The organism is Curtobacterium sp. MCBA15_007, assembly GCF_001864905.1.
Classification (GTDB): domain Bacteria; phylum Actinomycetota; class Actinomycetes; order Actinomycetales; family Microbacteriaceae; genus Curtobacterium; species Curtobacterium poinsettiae.
Map to the genome: position 1 here is coordinate 586225 of NZ_MJGM01000001.1, position 15643 is coordinate 601867.

Annotated in this window: 10 protein-coding genes; 4 read left to right on the forward strand and 6 right to left on the reverse strand. The window is 69.3% G+C overall.

Going from position 1 to position 15643, the window contains the following annotated elements:
- Positions 1 to 273 precede the first annotated feature (273 nt).
- Both sigK and BIU95_RS02840 read left to right on the forward strand, forming a co-directional pair.
- Positions 274 to 873: an ECF RNA polymerase sigma factor SigK gene (gene sigK, locus BIU95_RS02835; protein ID WP_056071845.1), complete on the forward strand. Its 600-nt coding sequence runs from the start codon at positions 274 to 276 to the stop codon at positions 871 to 873.
- Positions 870 to 1745 carry an anti-sigma factor gene (locus BIU95_RS02840; protein WP_071250251.1) on the forward strand — a complete coding sequence of 292 codons (876 nt, stop codon included), beginning with the start codon at positions 870 to 872 and terminating at the stop codon, positions 1743 to 1745. Before sigK ends, BIU95_RS02840 begins: the two co-directional genes overlap by 4 nt.
- Before the next feature lie 275 nt (positions 1746 to 2020).
- Here BIU95_RS02840 and pstB read toward each other — a convergent pair whose 3' ends face one another.
- The 6 genes from pstB to BIU95_RS02870 all read right to left on the reverse strand — a co-directional run bounded on the left by pstB (position 2021) and on the right by BIU95_RS02870 (position 9735).
- Positions 2021 to 2800, reverse strand: coding sequence for a phosphate ABC transporter ATP-binding protein PstB (pstB, locus tag BIU95_RS02845; RefSeq protein ID WP_017888094.1), 780 nt, complete (start codon positions 2798 to 2800; stop codon positions 2021 to 2023).
- A gap of 49 nt (positions 2801 to 2849) precedes the next feature.
- Positions 2850 to 3935 (reverse strand): phosphate ABC transporter permease PstA, encoded by a 1086-nt coding sequence (pstA, locus tag BIU95_RS02850; protein ID WP_017888093.1) that lies wholly within the window; start codon positions 3933 to 3935, stop codon positions 2850 to 2852.
- Between the two features lie 13 nt (positions 3936 to 3948).
- Complete coding sequence (gene pstC / locus BIU95_RS02855; RefSeq protein WP_071250253.1) at positions 3949 to 4899, reverse strand: phosphate ABC transporter permease subunit PstC; 951 nt, start codon at positions 4897 to 4899, stop codon at positions 3949 to 3951.
- A gap of 238 nt (positions 4900 to 5137) precedes the next feature.
- Positions 5138 to 6244, reverse strand: coding sequence for a phosphate ABC transporter substrate-binding protein PstS (locus tag BIU95_RS02860; protein WP_071250255.1), 1107 nt, complete (start codon positions 6242 to 6244; stop codon positions 5138 to 5140).
- A 381-nt stretch (positions 6245 to 6625) separates the two neighbouring features.
- Entirely contained in the window at positions 6626 to 7573 is a 948-nt protein-coding gene (locus BIU95_RS02865) for an NUDIX domain-containing protein (protein WP_071250259.1), read from the reverse strand.
- Positions 7570 to 9735: an RNA degradosome polyphosphate kinase gene (locus tag BIU95_RS02870; RefSeq protein WP_042539263.1), complete on the reverse strand. Its 2166-nt coding sequence runs from the start codon at positions 9733 to 9735 to the stop codon at positions 7570 to 7572. Before BIU95_RS02870 ends, BIU95_RS02865 begins: the two co-directional genes overlap by 4 nt.
- A 207-nt stretch (positions 9736 to 9942) precedes the next feature.
- Between BIU95_RS02870 and BIU95_RS02875 the strand changes: the two genes are divergently transcribed.
- Both BIU95_RS02875 and BIU95_RS02880 read left to right on the forward strand, forming a co-directional pair.
- A complete protein-coding gene (locus tag BIU95_RS02875; RefSeq protein ID WP_017888088.1) occupies positions 9943 to 10224 on the forward strand; it encodes a hypothetical protein in 282 nt (93 codons plus the stop codon).
- A gap of 107 nt (positions 10225 to 10331) precedes the next feature.
- Positions 10332 to 15632 carry a DUF6531 domain-containing protein gene (locus BIU95_RS02880; RefSeq protein ID WP_071250261.1) on the forward strand — a complete coding sequence of 1767 codons (5301 nt, stop codon included), beginning with the start codon at positions 10332 to 10334 and terminating at the stop codon, positions 15630 to 15632.
- Positions 15633 to 15643: the final 11 nt, after the last annotated feature.

Genomic DNA, 15643 nt, shown 5'->3' on the forward strand with positions numbered 1-15643 from the left:
CCGGGCGTGCCAGCGCACCGCCCGCGGGGAGCCCGCCGCGCCCGCGCCGCCGAGAAATCCCGATCCCCGCCCAATCCACAGCGGGGACCGCGCCGAATCATCATCGTGGCGGACGGAATGCCCGTCACGAAGCGAGAGGCCCGGTGTGACCCGGACCGGCACCGCCGGTCAATTCCCTGTGGGTCACGCCGGCCCCTCGTCTCGACCGCCCATGCGGGGGCTTCGTGCTACCCGCCTGGTCAACGAAAGCAACCGAGAGGAGGGAAACCTGCAATGCTTGCCCTCGTGGATAGCGACACCGAACGCTGGAGCTCGTCAGAGCCAGCTCAGGCATCGCCGGACGACCTCCTCGCCCGGGTCGCCTCCGGTGACCAAGCCGCCTTCGCGGACCTCTACGACGCACTGTCCGGCCGGGTCCTCGGTCTGATCACGCGGCTCCTCCGGGACCGCGCGCAGTCGGAAGAGGTCACGCAGGAGGTCTTCCTGGAAGTCTGGCAGCAGGCCACCCGCTTCGACCGGAAGCGCGGAACGGCCGCCAGCTGGGTCCTCACCATGGCCCACCGCCGCGCGGTCGACCGGGTCCGCGCCTCGCAGTCCTCGCACGACCGCGACACCAAGATCGGCATCCGCGACCTCGAGGCCGGTTTCGACCAGGTCTCCGAGTCCGTCGAGATCCGCATCGAGCACGAGCGCGTCGGCCGAGCGCTGGCGAAGCTCACGGAGTTCCAGCGGCAGGCTGTGCAACTCGCGTACTACGGCGGCTACTCGCACAGCGAGATGGCCGAACACCTCGGTGTCCCCATCGGCACCGTCAAGACCCGTCTCCGTGACGGGATGATCCGACTCCGAGACGAGATGGGGGTGACCTCATGACCGAACGCCACGACGACCCCGCACTGATGACGGGGTCCCACGCACTCGACGCGCTGTCCGATGACGAGCGCGCGCTCCTCGAGGACGCCCTCCGGACGTCCCCCGAGCTGCAGGCCGAGAACGACTCGCTGCGCGAGACCGCGCTGCAGCTCGCCTACGCCGTCGCACCGATCGAGCCCCCCGCGTCGCTGAAGGCGTCGCTGCTGGCCCGGATCGCCACGACCCCGCAGGCCGCACCCCTCGCCGACACGACGGTCGACCAGACCCCGGTCGCCGAGACCACCCCCGCTCAGGAGGCCCGCCCTGCGCCCGCCGCGCCCGTCACCTCGATCGCCGACGGCCCCACCGCCGGTGGCCGGGCGTCGTCCGAGGCTCGCCGCCGCTGGTTCCAGCGTCCGGCGGTGATGCTGACGGCCGCTGCTGCCGTCGCCGCGGTCTTCTTCGGGGGACTCGGCGTCGGATCGGTCTTCGACCCGAACGGCTCCGGACCGGGCACCACGCAGGCCTCGAGCGGCCTTGACCGCATCTACGCCGCGTCGGACTTCCAGCGCACCACGACCAAGGTCGCGGGCGGCGGTTCGGCGACGGTCGTGTGGTCGAACGACCTCGGCAAGTCCGCGGTGATCCTGGACGGCGTCGAGCAGGCGCCGAAGGGCAAGACGTACGAGCTCTGGTACATCGGCTCCGAGGAGCAGGGCGGTGCCATCAAGTCGGCCGGCCTGGTCGACGGCGCGGCGGACGGTGTGCACTCCGCTGTGCTGAAGGGTGCGATGTCCGAGGGTGCGACGATCGGCATGACGGTCGAGCCCGCCGGTGGTTCGAAGCAGCCGACCTCGTCGCCGATCATGGCTGTCCCCACCACCACGGCCTGACGGTACTCCGGAAGGTGCCCGTGCAGTCGATGCGCGGGCACCTTTCGTCGTTCCACGAGTCGATCGACGCGCGGACTGTCGGAACATGCGCACGCAACGTCTGCGTGCGCATCGAACGACGAACCACGAGTCGATCGACGCGTGGATCGTCGGAACATGCGCACGTCCGGCGGGCCGCCGCGGCACCCGGCGCAACCACGAAGGCCCGGTGCGCGTCCGTGACGGACGTGCACCGGGCCTCCAGGCCGTCCGTCAGCGCGACGGACGGATGCCGATCAACCGAAGCGGCCCGAGACGTAGTCCTCGGTGGCCTGCACGGACGGGTTCGAGAACATCGTCGCGGTGTCGTCGAACTCGATGAGCTTGCCCGGAGCGCCGGTGCCGGCGATGTTGAAGAACGCCGTCTTGTCGCTGACGCGCGACGCCTGCTGCATGTTGTGGGTCACGATCACGATCGTGAACTCCTTCTTGAGCTCCTCGATCAGGTCCTCGATGGCCAGGGTCGAGATCGGGTCGAGGGCCGAGCAGGGCTCGTCCATCAGCAGCACGTCCGGCTCGACCGCGATCGCGCGGGCGATGCAGAGCCGCTGCTGCTGGCCACCGGACAGGCCCATGCCGGGCTTGTCGAGGCGGTCCTTGACCTCGTTCCACAGGTTCGCACCCTGCAGCGAGCGCTCGACGATGTCGTCGGCCTCGGAGCGGGAGACGCGCTTGTTGTTGAGCTTGACGCCCGCGAGCACGTTGTCGCGGATCGACATCGTCGGGAACGGGTTCGGTCGCTGGAAGACCATGCCGACCTGACGGCGGACGAGCACGGGGTCGACGCCGGGGCCGTACAGGTCGTCGCCGTCGATCTTGACCGATCCCTCGACCCATGCGCCGGGGATGACCTCGTGCATGCGGTTCAGGGTGCGGAGGAAGGTGGACTTGCCGCAGCCCGACGGGCCGATGAAGGCCGTGACGGTGCGGGGCTCGATGGTGATGTCGACACCCTCGACCGCCTTGAACTTCGAGTAGTAGACGTTGAGGCCGTCGACCTCGATGCGCTTGGACACGTTGATCCTTCTGGGTGGGTGGTGACGCTGGATCCGCGGGGGCGGACGGTCAGCGGCTGAGCTTGGGGGCGAAGAGGCGGGTGATGATCCGGGCAAGCAGGTTGAGCAGCATCACGATCAGGATGAGCACCAGGGCCGCGGTCCACGCCCGGTCGACGAACGGCACCGGGTTGGCGCCCTGCTGCGAGTACTGCGTGTACGCGTACACCGGCAGGGTCATCATCGGGTCGCGGAACAGGTTGTAGTTCATGCTCGCGGTGAAGCCGGCCGTGACGAGCAGCGGGGCGGTCTCACCGATGACGCGGGCGATCGAGAGCATGATGCCGGTCATGATGCCCGCGAGGCTCGTGGGCAGAACCACCTTGAGGATCGTCAGGTACTTCGGGACACCGAGGGCGTACGAGGCCTCGCGGAGTTCCATCGGGACGATCTTCAGCACCTCTTCGGTGGAGCGCACGACGATCGGGATCATCAGCACCGACAGGGCGACGGAGCCGACCAGACCGAAGCGGGCACCCGGGCCGAGGAACAGCGCGAAGAGCGCGTAGGCGAACAGCCCGGCGACGATCGACGGGATGCCCGTCATGACGTCGACGAAGAACGTGATGCCCTTCGCCAGCGCGCCACGACCGTACTCGACCAGGTAGATCGAGGTGAGCAGACCGATCGGCACCGAGATGAGCGCCGCGAACAGGGTGATCTCGAGGGTGCCGATGAGCGCGTGGACCGCGCCGCCGCCCTCGGAGATGACCCCGCGCATCGAGTACGAGAAGAAGTTCGCGTCGAGGCGGGCGACGCCCTTGGCGATGACCGTCCAGAGCAGCGACACCAGCGGCAGGACCGCGATGACGAACGCCGTGATGACGAGCGAGGTGACCAGGCGGTCGACGGCCTTGCGACCGCCCTCGACGATACGCGAGACGACGACGATGAGCACGTCGAACAGGACCGTGCCGAGGAAGATCGCGGCGACGACGTTGAAGTCCTTGACGGCGCCACCGGCGTTGAGCAGGGCGAAGACCAGGACGAGGGCGACCCAGCTGCCGACCAGCAGCAGCCACGGGACGGACGCGTGCAGCTTGCCGTTGGCGTAGACGTTGCCGGCGGTGCCGGTCTGACGGAGCGCGAGGGACATCGGGTGCGACCTCTCAGCTGACTCGGCTGCGGACGATGTACCGCGCGAGCATGTTGATGACCAGGGTGATGACGAAGAGGATGAGACCCGACGCGATGAGCGCGTTCAGTGCCGTCCCGGAAGCCTCGGCGAACTGCAGGGCGATGTTCGCGGCGATCGTCGAGGGGTTCTGCGACGTCAGCATCTCGAACGTGACGTTCGTCGAGACCGACAACACCAGCGCGATCGCCATCGTCTCGCCGAGTGCACGACCGAGGCCGAGCATGATCGCGGACACGATGCCGGACTTCGCGAACGGCAGGACAGACAGGCGGATCATCTCCCAGCGGGTCGCGCCGAGGGCCAGGGCCGCTTCCTCGTTGAGGGTCGGGGCCTGCAGGAAGATCTCACGCATGACCGCCGTCATGATCGGGATCGCCATGACGGCGAGGACGATCGAGGCCGTCAGGATCGTGCGGCCGGTGCCGGACACCTGACCGGAGAACAGCGGGAACCAGCCGAGGTACTCGTTCAGGAACACGTAGAATGGCTTCACCAGGGGAGCCAGCACGGCGATGCCCCAGAGGCCGTAGACGACCGACGGCACCGCGGCCAGCAGGTCGATGACGTAGCCGAGGACCGGAGCGAGTCGACGCGGCGCGAAGTGCGAGATGAAGAGGGCGATCCCGAGGGACAGCGGCACGGCGATCACGAGCGCGATGAGCGCGGACCAGACGGTGCCGAACACCAGGGGGCCGACGAAGTCCCAGAAGTTCGTGGCCTTCCCGGGCAGCTCGCCGACCTTGGCGGAGAACGCCGGGATGCTCTGCCAGACGAGGAACGCGGCGACGAGCACGAGCACGAAGAGGATGAGGCCGCCGGCGATGACCGAGGCGGCGGAGAAGATCCGGTCACCGACGCGGACGACGGCCTTCGGCTTGATCGGGGTGACGGTGGCCCCTGGCTGGGTCGGTGCGGTCGTCATGGGGTACTCCAGTCGGAGGAACGCCGGGGGAGGCGACGGGTGCGGGTGGTGGAGCGGGGTGGGACGTCCGGGTGCGGGCTCTTCCCGGTGGGAGCGGTGATGCTGTGCTCCCGGTGGCGGCAGTCGTGCTGCGCTCCCGGTGGCGGCGGTGGTGCTGCACTCCCGGTGGGGCCCGGACGGGCGAGGGCCCGGACGCCGGTCATGTGGGTGGGACCGGCGTCCGGGCGCTCAGGGGGCCTTACTTGATGGACGCGACCGCGTCCTTGGCCTTCGACGCGAGGTCGGAGGAGAGGGCGGCCGACTTGGCCTCCTTCGCAGCGGCGTCCTGAGCAGCGCTCGAGACGACGTAGTCCAGGTAGCCCTTCACGAGCTCGGCCTTGTCGGCGTCCTTGTACTCCTGGCACGCGATGGCGTAGGAGACGAGGACCAGCGGCCAGGCACCGTCAGCGGTGTCCTTGCGGTCGATGTTGATCGCGAGGTCGTTGTCCTCGCGGCCGGTTGCGATCTTCGAGTCGGCGACGACCTGCGCGGCACCGTCGGCCGAGATCTCGGTCGCCTTGTCGCCGACCATCAGCTTCGCGCGGTCGAGGTCACCGGCGCCGGAGTCGTCGATGTAGGTGATGGCGTTGGTGGCGTTGCCCATCGCGGAGGCGACACCGGAGGTGCCCTTCGCGCTGTCACCGACCGAGTACGGGAAGGTCTGGCTCGGCTCTTCGGTCCAGACGTCGCCGGCGTTCGCGGAGACGTACTCCGAGAAGTTCTGCGTGGTGCCCGAGTCGTCGGAGCGGTGCACGACCGTGATGTTCGCGTCCGGCAGCTTCGCGTCCTTGTTCAGGTCGGCGATCTCCGAGTCGTTCCACTTGGTGATCTTGCCCGAGAAGATGCCCGCGATGGTCTTCGCGTCGAGGGTCAGGTCGCTGACGCCGTCGACCTTGTACGCGATGGCGATCGGGGAGATGTAGACGGGGATGTCGATGCCCTTGGTGTCCGCCTTGCAGGACTCGAACTTGCCCGAGAGCTCCTCGTCCTTCAGCGCCGCGTCGGAGCCGGCGAAGTCCGCGGCACCCGACATGAAGTTCTCGCGGCCGGCGCCGGAGCCGTCCGGCGTGTAGTTCACCGTGACGCCCTTGGCTTCGTCCTGGAAACCGGCGGCCCAGGTGGCCTGCGCGGTCTGCTGTGCGGACGAGCCCGAGCCGGTCAGGGTGCCGGAGAGCTTCGAGTAGTCGCTGCCGCTGGTGGAGGAGGACTTGGTGCTGCCCGCGTCCTCGTTTGCCGCGCACGAGGAGAGCACGACTGCGCCGGCGATCGCGATTGCTGCGATCGAACCGATTCGCTTGATGTTCACAGGGGTCCCTTCGGGAATGGAATGCAGTGGGACCACTGCGGTCCCTGGGCCGGTGCCGACCCGGGAGCGACTGTAGGGACGCGAGGTGACGGGGATCACCCCCGCTGGTGAACGGAAGGTGAACGAGGGGTTGTCCGCGTCGGGGCGGCGTGCGCCGCGCCCGCGCAGGGAGCAGGATCGGGGGCACTGTGCGCGCGTTCGGAAGATACGCACGCATGATCGCGGAAGGGCGGTCGGGAGGCCCGGATCGCGTTCTCCGGGCGCGGCGCGGCCCCGTCGTGTGGTCGGGTGCCGGGCGCGTCGGCTGCGGCGCTCTGGTCCGGCGGCGCTGCGGTCCGGCGGCGCTGCGGTGCGGCGGCGCTGCGGTCCGGCGGTGGCCGGCTACGCCGGGATCGTGTTGCGGTGCGTCTCGACCGCGACGAGCGTGTCTCCGGCGATGTGCATGACGGAGAAGTCCCCGACGGACAACATCGCCGCACGACGCAGGTCGAAGCGGCCGGAGTCGTCGGCGGTCACGGTGGCGATCCGGGCGATGATGTCGGGCAGCACCGGGCCGTGCGAGCAGAGCACGGCGGTCTTGCCCTTGTCGAGGCGGCGCCGGACGACACCCTTGACGTCGGCGGCTCCGCGGTCGTGAGCGTCCTGGCTGATGTCCGGGGTGCTCGAGACGCCGAGCTTCGTCGCGGCCGAGAGCGGTTCGACGGTCGCGAGGCACCGCGCCGCCGTGCTGCTCACGATCTTCTTCGGGCCGAACGCCGCGACCGGCGCCGCGGCGGCCTTGGCCTGCGAACGGCCGACGGGCAGCAGCGGTCGGGTGGCATCGGGACCGTCCCAGTCCGAGCCGGGCACGGTCTTCGCGTGGCGCAGGGTGATCAGGGCGAAGGTGCGGTGCTGTCCGGCGGCGGCGCGTTCGGCGAAGCGGTCGAGGATCGCGACGTCCCGCTCGTACGTCAGACGGTTGCGGGCGTCGTCGATGGTGACCCACTCGAGTGCGGCGACCTCGTGGTTCGGCTCGAAGGCCCCGGCGCGGGCGTACTCCTTGGCCGAGACCCGGGCCGCCCAGTAGTGCACGACCTTGTCGCGACCGTTCGGCAGCACGTACTCGGCGGTGCCGAGCGGAGCGCCGAGGTGGACGCGGTAGCCGGTCTCCTCGTCGATCTCGCGCACAGCGGTCGTCGGGACGGCCTCGCCCGGGTCCACCTTGCCCTTGGGCAGGGAGACGTCCTTGTGGTGGTCGCGGTGGATGAGCAGCACGAGGGGTGTGCCGTCCTGTTCGCGCCAGACGACCGCACCCGCAGCGACGACGGGGCCCGAGGGACCGCCGCTCACCGAGTCGAGCGCTTCCGAGCCGAGATCTTCCGCATGGTCACATTCTGCACGTCCTCGAGCGGACGGCCCGCATCGTCGGTGGAGTGCCGCGTCCACTCGCCGTCGGACTCCAGGTGCCACGAGCTGGCGGTGTCGGCCATCGCCAGGTCGAACATCTCCTGGACCTCGTTGATGTGGTCCGGCGCGACCAGCCGCACGAGTGCCTCGACGCGACGGTCGAGGTTGCGGTGCATCATGTCGGCGCTGCCGATGAAGACCGCCGGGTCGCCGTCGTTGTGGAACGCGAAGGCGCGGGAGTGCTCCAGGTAGCGGCCGACGATGCTCCGCACGCGGATGGTGTCGCTGACGCCTTCCATCCCCGGCTTGAGCGAGCAGATGCCCCGGACCCAGACGTCGATCGGCACCCCGGCCTGGCTCGCCAGGTAGAGCGCGTCGATGATCTGCTCGTCGACCATCGAGTTGACCTTGATCCGGATGCCCGAGGGCTTGCCGGCACGGGCGTTCGCCGCCTCGGTCTGGATGCGCTTGAGCAGGCCCTTCCGCAGGTGCAGCGGTGCCACGAGCAGGCGCTTGAACTTCTTCTCGATGGCGTAGCCGGACAGCTCGTTGAACAGGCGGGTGAGGTCCTTGCCCACGGTGTCGTCCGAGGTGAACAGGCCCATGTCCTCGTAGATGCGCGAGGTCTTCGGGTTGTAGTTGCCCGTGCCGATGTGGCTGTAGTGCTTGAGCGTCCCGCCCTCTTGCCGGATGACGAGCACCAGCTTCGAGTGCGTCTTCAGCCCCACCAGGCCGTAGACGACGTGCACGCCGGCCTTCTCGAGCTTGCGGGCCCAGGTGATGTTGTTCTGCTCGTCGAAGCGCGCCTTGATCTCGACCAGGGCGAGGACCTGCTTGCCGGCGGCCGCTGCGTCGATGAGCGCTTCGACGATGGGGCTGTCGCCGGACGTGCGGTACAGCGTCTGCTTGATCGCCAGGACGTTCGGGTCGGCGGCGGCCTGCTCGAGGAACGCCTGCACGCTCGTGGCGAAGGACTCGTAGGGGTGGTGGACCAGGACGTCGTTCGCCTTGATCGCACGGAACAGGTCGGGCTTCGTGTTCGGCTCACCCGGCTGGAACTGCACCGGGGTCGTCGGCACGTGCTTCGGGTAGTGCAGGTCCGGGCGGCTGATCTTCGAGATCTCGAACAGCCCGCCGAGGTCGAGCGGCGACGGCAGCCGGAACACCTCTTCCTCGGTGATGTCGAGTTCACGCACGAGCAGGTCGAGGGTCACCGGGTCCATGTCCTCGGTGATCTCGAGGCGGATCGGCGGGCCGAACCGGCGGCGCAGGAGCTCGCGCTCGAGGGCCTGGATGAGGTTCTCGGCCTCGTCCTCCTCGATCTCGACGTCCTCGTTGCGGGTGACCCGGAACACGTGGTGCTCGAGGACCTCCATCCCCGGGAACAGGTCGTCGAGGTGGTTCGCGATGAGGTCTTCGAGCGGGATGAAGCGCATCCGCCCGGAGTTGTCGTCGGGGAGCTTGATGAAGCGGGAGAAGTTCTGCGGCACCTTGAGGCGCGCGAACTCCTGGCGCTGCGACTTCGGGTTGCGGACCCGCACCGCCAGGTTGAGCGAGAGCCCGGAGATGTAGGGGAACGGGTGCGCCGGGTCGACGGCCAGGGGCATGAGCACCGGGAAGATCTGCTCGTTGAAGTACTCCCGCATCCGCTGCCGGTCGGCTTCGTCGAGGTCGGACCAGTGCTCGATGTGGATGCCCGCGGCGTCGAGGTCCGGCTTGAGCGACCCGATGAACGCCTGCGCGTGCCGGTCCTGGAGCTCGTGGGCCTTCTTCGCGATGTCGCGCAGGACGTCACTGGGGGCACGGCCGACGTTGGTCGGGACGGCGATGCCGGTGTCGATGCGGCGCTTCAGGCCGGCGACGCGGACCATGAAGAACTCGTCGAGGTTGGACGCGAAGATCGCCAGGAAGTTCGCTCGCTCCAGCAGGGGCTGCGTGCGGTCTTCACCCAGCTCGAGCACGCGCTGGTTGAACCTGAGCCAGCTGAGCTCGCGGTCGAAGTAGCGGTCCGTCGGCAGCGACTCGTGCTCGATCTCGACGACCTCGTCGAAGTCGTCGAGGTCGGGTGCGACGGATTCGCCGTCGAGCTGCGGTTCGGTGTCCATCCCCACATCCTGCCACCCGGCCCCTGCTGTCGGAGGGGCCCCGGTGGACGCTGTGGAAACCGGTGGTGAACCGTTCGTGTGTGGAGGAACGGTCACGATATACCGACGGTGACATCTGCCCGGGTTTGTGGGTATGGTGGGCCGTGTCAGAGCCTCCGGGGGGATTCCACTGCGCGGGGGTGCAGCTACGAATGAAAGAGGTTCATCATGTCGCGTGTCCTTTCGACCGAGCAGGCCAAGACCGCCATCCGTCAGGTCCAGTCGATCGTCAACGGTGGTTTCACCGATCAGATCTCGCAGCTCGACGCTCAGGGCCGGATCCTCTCCGACTCGAACGTCTGGGACGGCCCGCTCGCGGCGACGTTCCGTGGGTCCACCTGGCCGGAGACCAAGGCTGCTCTCGACAAGGCGAAGACCGAGCTCGAGCAGCTCCGCACGCAGCTCGACAAGATCTCGCAGGACATCTTCACCGCAGGCGGCGGCGCGTAAGCACCAGCCTGTTCCCGCCCGGACCGTCGCATTCGCGGCGGTCCGGGCGTTCGCGGTCGGTGGGGCCGCTTCACCAGCACGATCAGCACGACTTCGGGGGATGAACCATGGTTGACCTGCACGGCAATGAGCCAGTCAAGTTCGACAACGGCACGGCCGATGCACTCAGCACGGCGCTGAACGGCGCGGCCGAGTCGATCGAGGGCCAGGCCGGCTCGCGGCAGTCCTACGTCAACACCGCGTCCCAGGAGTTCCGCGGGCACTTCTCGGAGCTCTTCGCGCAGAACGCCGGTACCGCGAAGAGCGACGCCGAGGACATCGCCACGAACCTGCGCACCGTCGCGGGCTGGGTCGACGAGATGAAGGCGGCCGCCGAGCGCGAGAACGCCCGTCGCAAGAAAGCCCGCGACTGGTACGCCGAGTACGGTGACCGGAACTTCTTCGAGTGGATGCACGACAAGGTCGCCGGCGCACCGGAGCCGCCCAAGGTCGAGCACGAAGACCCTCCGACCTTCGCGCCCGCGAGTGCCAAGTCGACCACGCGCCAGACCCCGAACCCGGGCGCGGGTGGGAGTGGTGGCGGCGGGACCTCGTCCGCCAAGCCGGAGGATCTGCGTTCCTTCGCCGCCGGATCGACCTCGCTCAACAGCGACCTCACCGGGAAGCCCGCGGGGCTCCGCGGCAAGCTCGACGACTTCGCGACGAAGTGCTCGTGGGGCACGATCAACGCCGACGGGCTCGTGTCGGCGTTCGACAAGTGGCTTGCTGCCAACGACCAGGACGTCAAGTGGGCGAACACGATCGCCGATGCATTCGCGGCCGCTGGCGGCGAGGGCTCCGTGTCCACCGTCTCGGATGCTGCGCTCGCCGCAGCCCTGGCTGCCGCCGGGGTCGCGCAGTCCCGCACCGACCTGCAGTTCGATCCACCATCGGCCTACGGCGCTCAGCCCACCACCGGATTCTCGATGGACCCGGTGAACACCACGACGGGCAACTTCCTCGAGCCGGAGCTCGACCTGGCGTTCACCGGTGCATCTGCGGCGCTGCAGGTGACCCGCATGTACAACTCCCTCGACCAGCACGTCGGCCTCTTCGGTCCGGGGTGGGCGTCGATCCTCGAGACCCGCCTGCTCCTCGACGACGAGGGCGCGTCGTTCGTCGGCGCCGACGGTCGTCAGGTGCGCTTCCCACGTGACGGCGAGGGGTGGGCCCGCGGCGTCGGCGAGAACCGCTGGCTCGCGGCCGAGGGCAACCGGCTCGTCGTCCGCGACAACCAGGGTGAGCGCATCGACTTCTCGCCGTCCGGGCTGTGGCTCGGACAGCGCGGTGGGGCCGGCACCGCGGTCCGCGTCGAGCGGGACGCCGACGACGTCGTCGTGCGCCTGCTGCACGAGCGCGGGCGCTCGATCGACATCGACCACGTCGACGGCCGAGTGGCGGTGCTCCGCGCCTCCGACGGTCGCCGGGTCGAGTACGGGTACGACGAGCGCGGCCGACTCGTCTCGGTGACCGACGCCGTCGGCACCCGGACCTACGGCTGGAACGACGACGACCTCATCACGACGGTCACGAGTGCGGCCGGTGTCGTCGAGGTCGACAACACCTACGACGACCAGCGCCGCGTGGTCGAACAGATCAGCCCGCACGGCCGCACCGTGCGCTTCGCGTACCTGCCCGGCCGCGTCACGGTGGTGTCCGACCACGACGGATCGCGGTCGAACTCCTACATCGCCGACGCCAAGGGGCGTCTCGTCGGGGTCATCGACTCCGACGACCGACGCCAGTCGATGAGCTACGACCGGCACGGCAACCTGGTGTCGGCGACCGAGCGCGACGGGTCGGTGACCGTCCACGCGTACGACGACCGCGGCCGGAAGACCCGGACCGTCACGCCGTCCGGCGGCGACCTGACCTACGGGTACGACGACCAGGACCGCGTGACGACGGTCGTCACCGAGGCCGGTGCCGTCGTGAGCTACGAGTACGTGGGCGACGACCGCGACCCGTCGGTCATCGTCGACCCGGTCGGCGGCCGGACGGAGCTGACCTGGCAGGACGGCTCCCTCACCCACGTCGTCGACCCGACCGGCGTGGTCCTGACGCTTTCCTACGACGCGTTCGGTGAGCTCGTCTCGACCACCAACGCCGTCGGCGACACCGCTCGGATCGAGCGCGACGCGGCCGGTCACCCGGTCGCCGCGATCAGCCCATCCGGCGCACGGAGCGAGTACCGCTACGACGCCGCCGGGCTCCTCGTCGAACGACGTGACGCCGACGGAGCCGTCTGGCGCTTCGAGTACGCCGCCGGAGCACGGATCGCTGCGATCACGGATCCGCTCGGAGCACGGACGACGCTCGAGTACGCCCCAAACGGCGAACTCGCGACCACGACCGACCCACTGGGTCGACGCGTCTCACGGACGTTCGACGACCAGGGGAACCTGGCGGAGGTCGCGTTGCCGGGCGGCGCGGTCTGGACGTTCGCGCACGACGCCTTGTCGCGCCTCCGGGCCGTCACCGACCCCGCCGGCGCGACCTGGCGTCGCGAGTACGACGTCGTCGGCGAGCTGACGGCGACCGTCGACCCGACGGGCGTCCGTCAGGAGTTCTCGGACGACGTCGCGACCGGCGTCGCGACGCTGCGCGACGCCTTCGACACCGCGACCGTCCGGTTCGACGAGTACGGCCGACCCGTCGAGTCCACGTCTGACGAGACCGGTTCCGAACTCATCACCTACGACGCCGCCGGTCGCCCCGTCGAACTCGTCGACGGCGAAGGCGGACTGACCCGACTCGAGCGCGACCTCGCCGGTCGCGTCGTCGCGTTGGTCGCCCCCTCGGGCGCGCGCTCCACGTACGAGTACGACGCCTGCGGGCGTCCCGCCGCAGCCACCGACGCCGCGGGGGCGCGGACGACGCTCACCTACGACGCGGACTCCCGTGTCGTGGCCCGGACCCTGCCCACCGGCGAGGTCGAGGAGATCACATACGACGCCGTCGGGCGCGTGGTCACGCAGACGACTCCGGGTGCCGGCACTGCGCGGTTCCGCTACGACCTGGCCGGGAGGCTCGTCTCCAGCCACGACGCACGCTTCGGCCGTCGTCGGTTCCGCTACGACCCCGCCGGGCAGCTGATCCAGGTCGTCAACGGTCTCGACGGGGTCACCTCGTTCGAGTACGACGAGCGCGGGCGCCTGGTGACGATCACCGACCCTGCCGGCGGGACCACTCGACGGGAGTACGACGCCGCCGACCACGTGGTCGCCGTCACCGATCCGCTCGGACGGACGACCACGGCGGCCTACGACCCGGCCGGGCGCCAGATCCGCCAGACGGATCCCGACGGCCGCACCACCGAATGGACGTACGACGCAGCCGGCCGCCAGCGGGCCGTGCTCGTCGACGGTGCGGTGCAGTCGGAGATCACCCGCGACGCCGTCCACCGAATTGTCGTCGTGTCGGACCACACCCGTGGTGCAGGCCGGACGATCGAGCACGAGCTCCAGCACGACCGCCGCGGCCTGCTCGTCCGCCGAGCCCGAGGCGACCAGTCCGTCGCGTGGGAGTACGACGCCGACGGCAACCGCACTGCTCGGGTTGACCCGAACGGCACCCGCACCACCTACCGTCGCGATGCCGTCGGCCGTGTCGTCGGGGTGGACCGTGACGGCACCGCTGCCGGCGCGTTCACCTACGACGCCTCGGGTCGTATCGTCCAGGCGGCCACGGGCGACCTGGTGCAGTCGTGGTCGTACGAGGGAGGCGCCCTCGTCGCGCACACCTCGACCACGCTCGACGGTGCCACCAGTACGCGGATCGAGCGCGATGCCGACGCGCGGATCACCGCGGTCGACGGACCGTCGGGGGCGGTGTCGTACGAGTACGACGCCGCCGGGCAGCTCGTGCGCGCCGGGGAGTCGACGTGGGCCTACGACGACGGTGGGCGACTCGTCGTCGAATCCGTCGGCGGTGTCGAGACGCGCCACGAGTACGACGCTGCCGGACAGCTGGTCGCGACGACCACCGAGGCCGGCCGCACCGAGTACGTCCACGACGGTCTCGGCCGCCGCATCCGGCGGACCGCAGCCAATGGTTCGACCACCGAATACGCGTGGTCCGACCTGGGGTACCTCGCTGCCGTCGTCGACCGCGACGCCTCGTACACCGAGACCGGTCGGCTCGACGTCTGGGTCGACGCGCTCGGTGAGCTCGCCGAGGTGGGTGGGGTCGCCGCGTGGTGGGACTCCGCCGCGGTCGTGCCGTCACTCATCAGCATTGCCGACACGTCGCTGCTCGACCTGCCGGGGGGTGTCACCGCGATCGGCGAAGCCGTGACGCAGCCCGCTTGGCGCAGTGCTCGCGCGACCGATGCTGCGGACCCGTGGGCTGCGCTCGCTGCCGTCACCGACGTCGGGCTGCCCGCGGGGGTGTCCCTGACCGGCTCGGGTGGGGTGTCCGTCGCAGGGCTGGAGTGGCTCGGGGCCCGTGTGTACGACCCTGCGGCGCGGGGCTTCCTGTCGGTCGATCCGCTCGCGCCGATCCTGGGTGCCGCGTGGTCTGGGAACCCGTACTCGTACGCGGGCAACGATCCGTTGCAAGCCGTCGACCCGCTCGGGTTGCGGCCGGCGACTGACAAGGACTTGCAGGCCTACCGGGATGCGAATCAGGGTGCAATCGCCAATGTGCGTGACTGGGCCGACGAGCACTCGGAGCTGATCTCGAACATCGCCATCGGCCTCGGCGTCGCAGCGACAGTCCTCGCGATGTGCACACCGATCGGCCCGGTAGTCGCGATTGCCGTGATGGCAGGCGGCGGAGCTGCTTTGGCCGGGGGGCTATCGATCAAGGAAAACAGGGGGGAGAACGGCAAGGTCGATTGGGGAAAGGTCGGCCTGGACACTCTCGTTGGTGGTGTGTCGGGAGCTGCCGGAGGGGGAAGCGCGCTGGGTCTCTCGAAACTCGGGACAGCGGCTGCTCGCGCAGGTGCTCCAGTGCTCCAGCGGATCGGCACGCAGGCCTTGACATCGACTACTCGCTCGGCGATCTCGTCAGGAGTGTCAGGTGCCACGCAGAACGTCGGCGGGTACATGTTCGACGAAGACGTCTCGCACACTGCCGGCGGTTACGCGGCGTCTGCGGCGTCCGGCTTCGGTCTGGGGGCGGGCTTCAGCCTGGGATCCGGGGCGCTCGGAGCTAAGATCGTCAAGAACTTGGACCTCAGTTCTCCATCAGCGACCGCTTTGATCGGTGGTGCGGTGAACCACAGTGCAGGCGGCTTTGGTGCCGTGGCAAATGAGCTGGTCCGCCCGGGCGGGGATCAGAGTCGCGCAAACCTGGTCCAGACCTTTGGAACAGGGTTCCTTGCAGGGGCGCGGGGTCCTACCGTCACTTCACATCGTGCGCCATGAGTGGCGGGCGA

Excerpts from the sequence above, each read along its gene's own strand:
- pstA (WP_017888093.1), bottom strand. The coding sequence starts at position 3,935 with ATGTCCCTCGCGCTCCGTCAGACCGGCACCGCCGGCAACGTCTACGCC.
- BIU95_RS02880 (WP_071250261.1), top strand. The coding sequence starts at position 10,332 with ATGGTTGACCTGCACGGCAATGAGCCAGTCAAGTTCGACAACGGCACG.
- pstC (WP_071250253.1), bottom strand. The coding sequence starts at position 4,899 with ATGACGACCGCACCGACCCAGCCAGGGGCCACCGTCACCCCGATCAAG.
- BIU95_RS02875 (WP_017888088.1), top strand. The coding sequence starts at position 9,943 with ATGTCGCGTGTCCTTTCGACCGAGCAGGCCAAGACCGCCATCCGTCAG.
- sigK (WP_056071845.1), top strand. The coding sequence starts at position 274 with ATGCTTGCCCTCGTGGATAGCGACACCGAACGCTGGAGCTCGTCAGAG.
- BIU95_RS02840 (WP_071250251.1), top strand. The coding sequence starts at position 870 with ATGACCGAACGCCACGACGACCCCGCACTGATGACGGGGTCCCACGCA.
- BIU95_RS02870 (WP_042539263.1), bottom strand. The coding sequence starts at position 9,735 with ATGGACACCGAACCGCAGCTCGACGGCGAATCCGTCGCACCCGACCTC.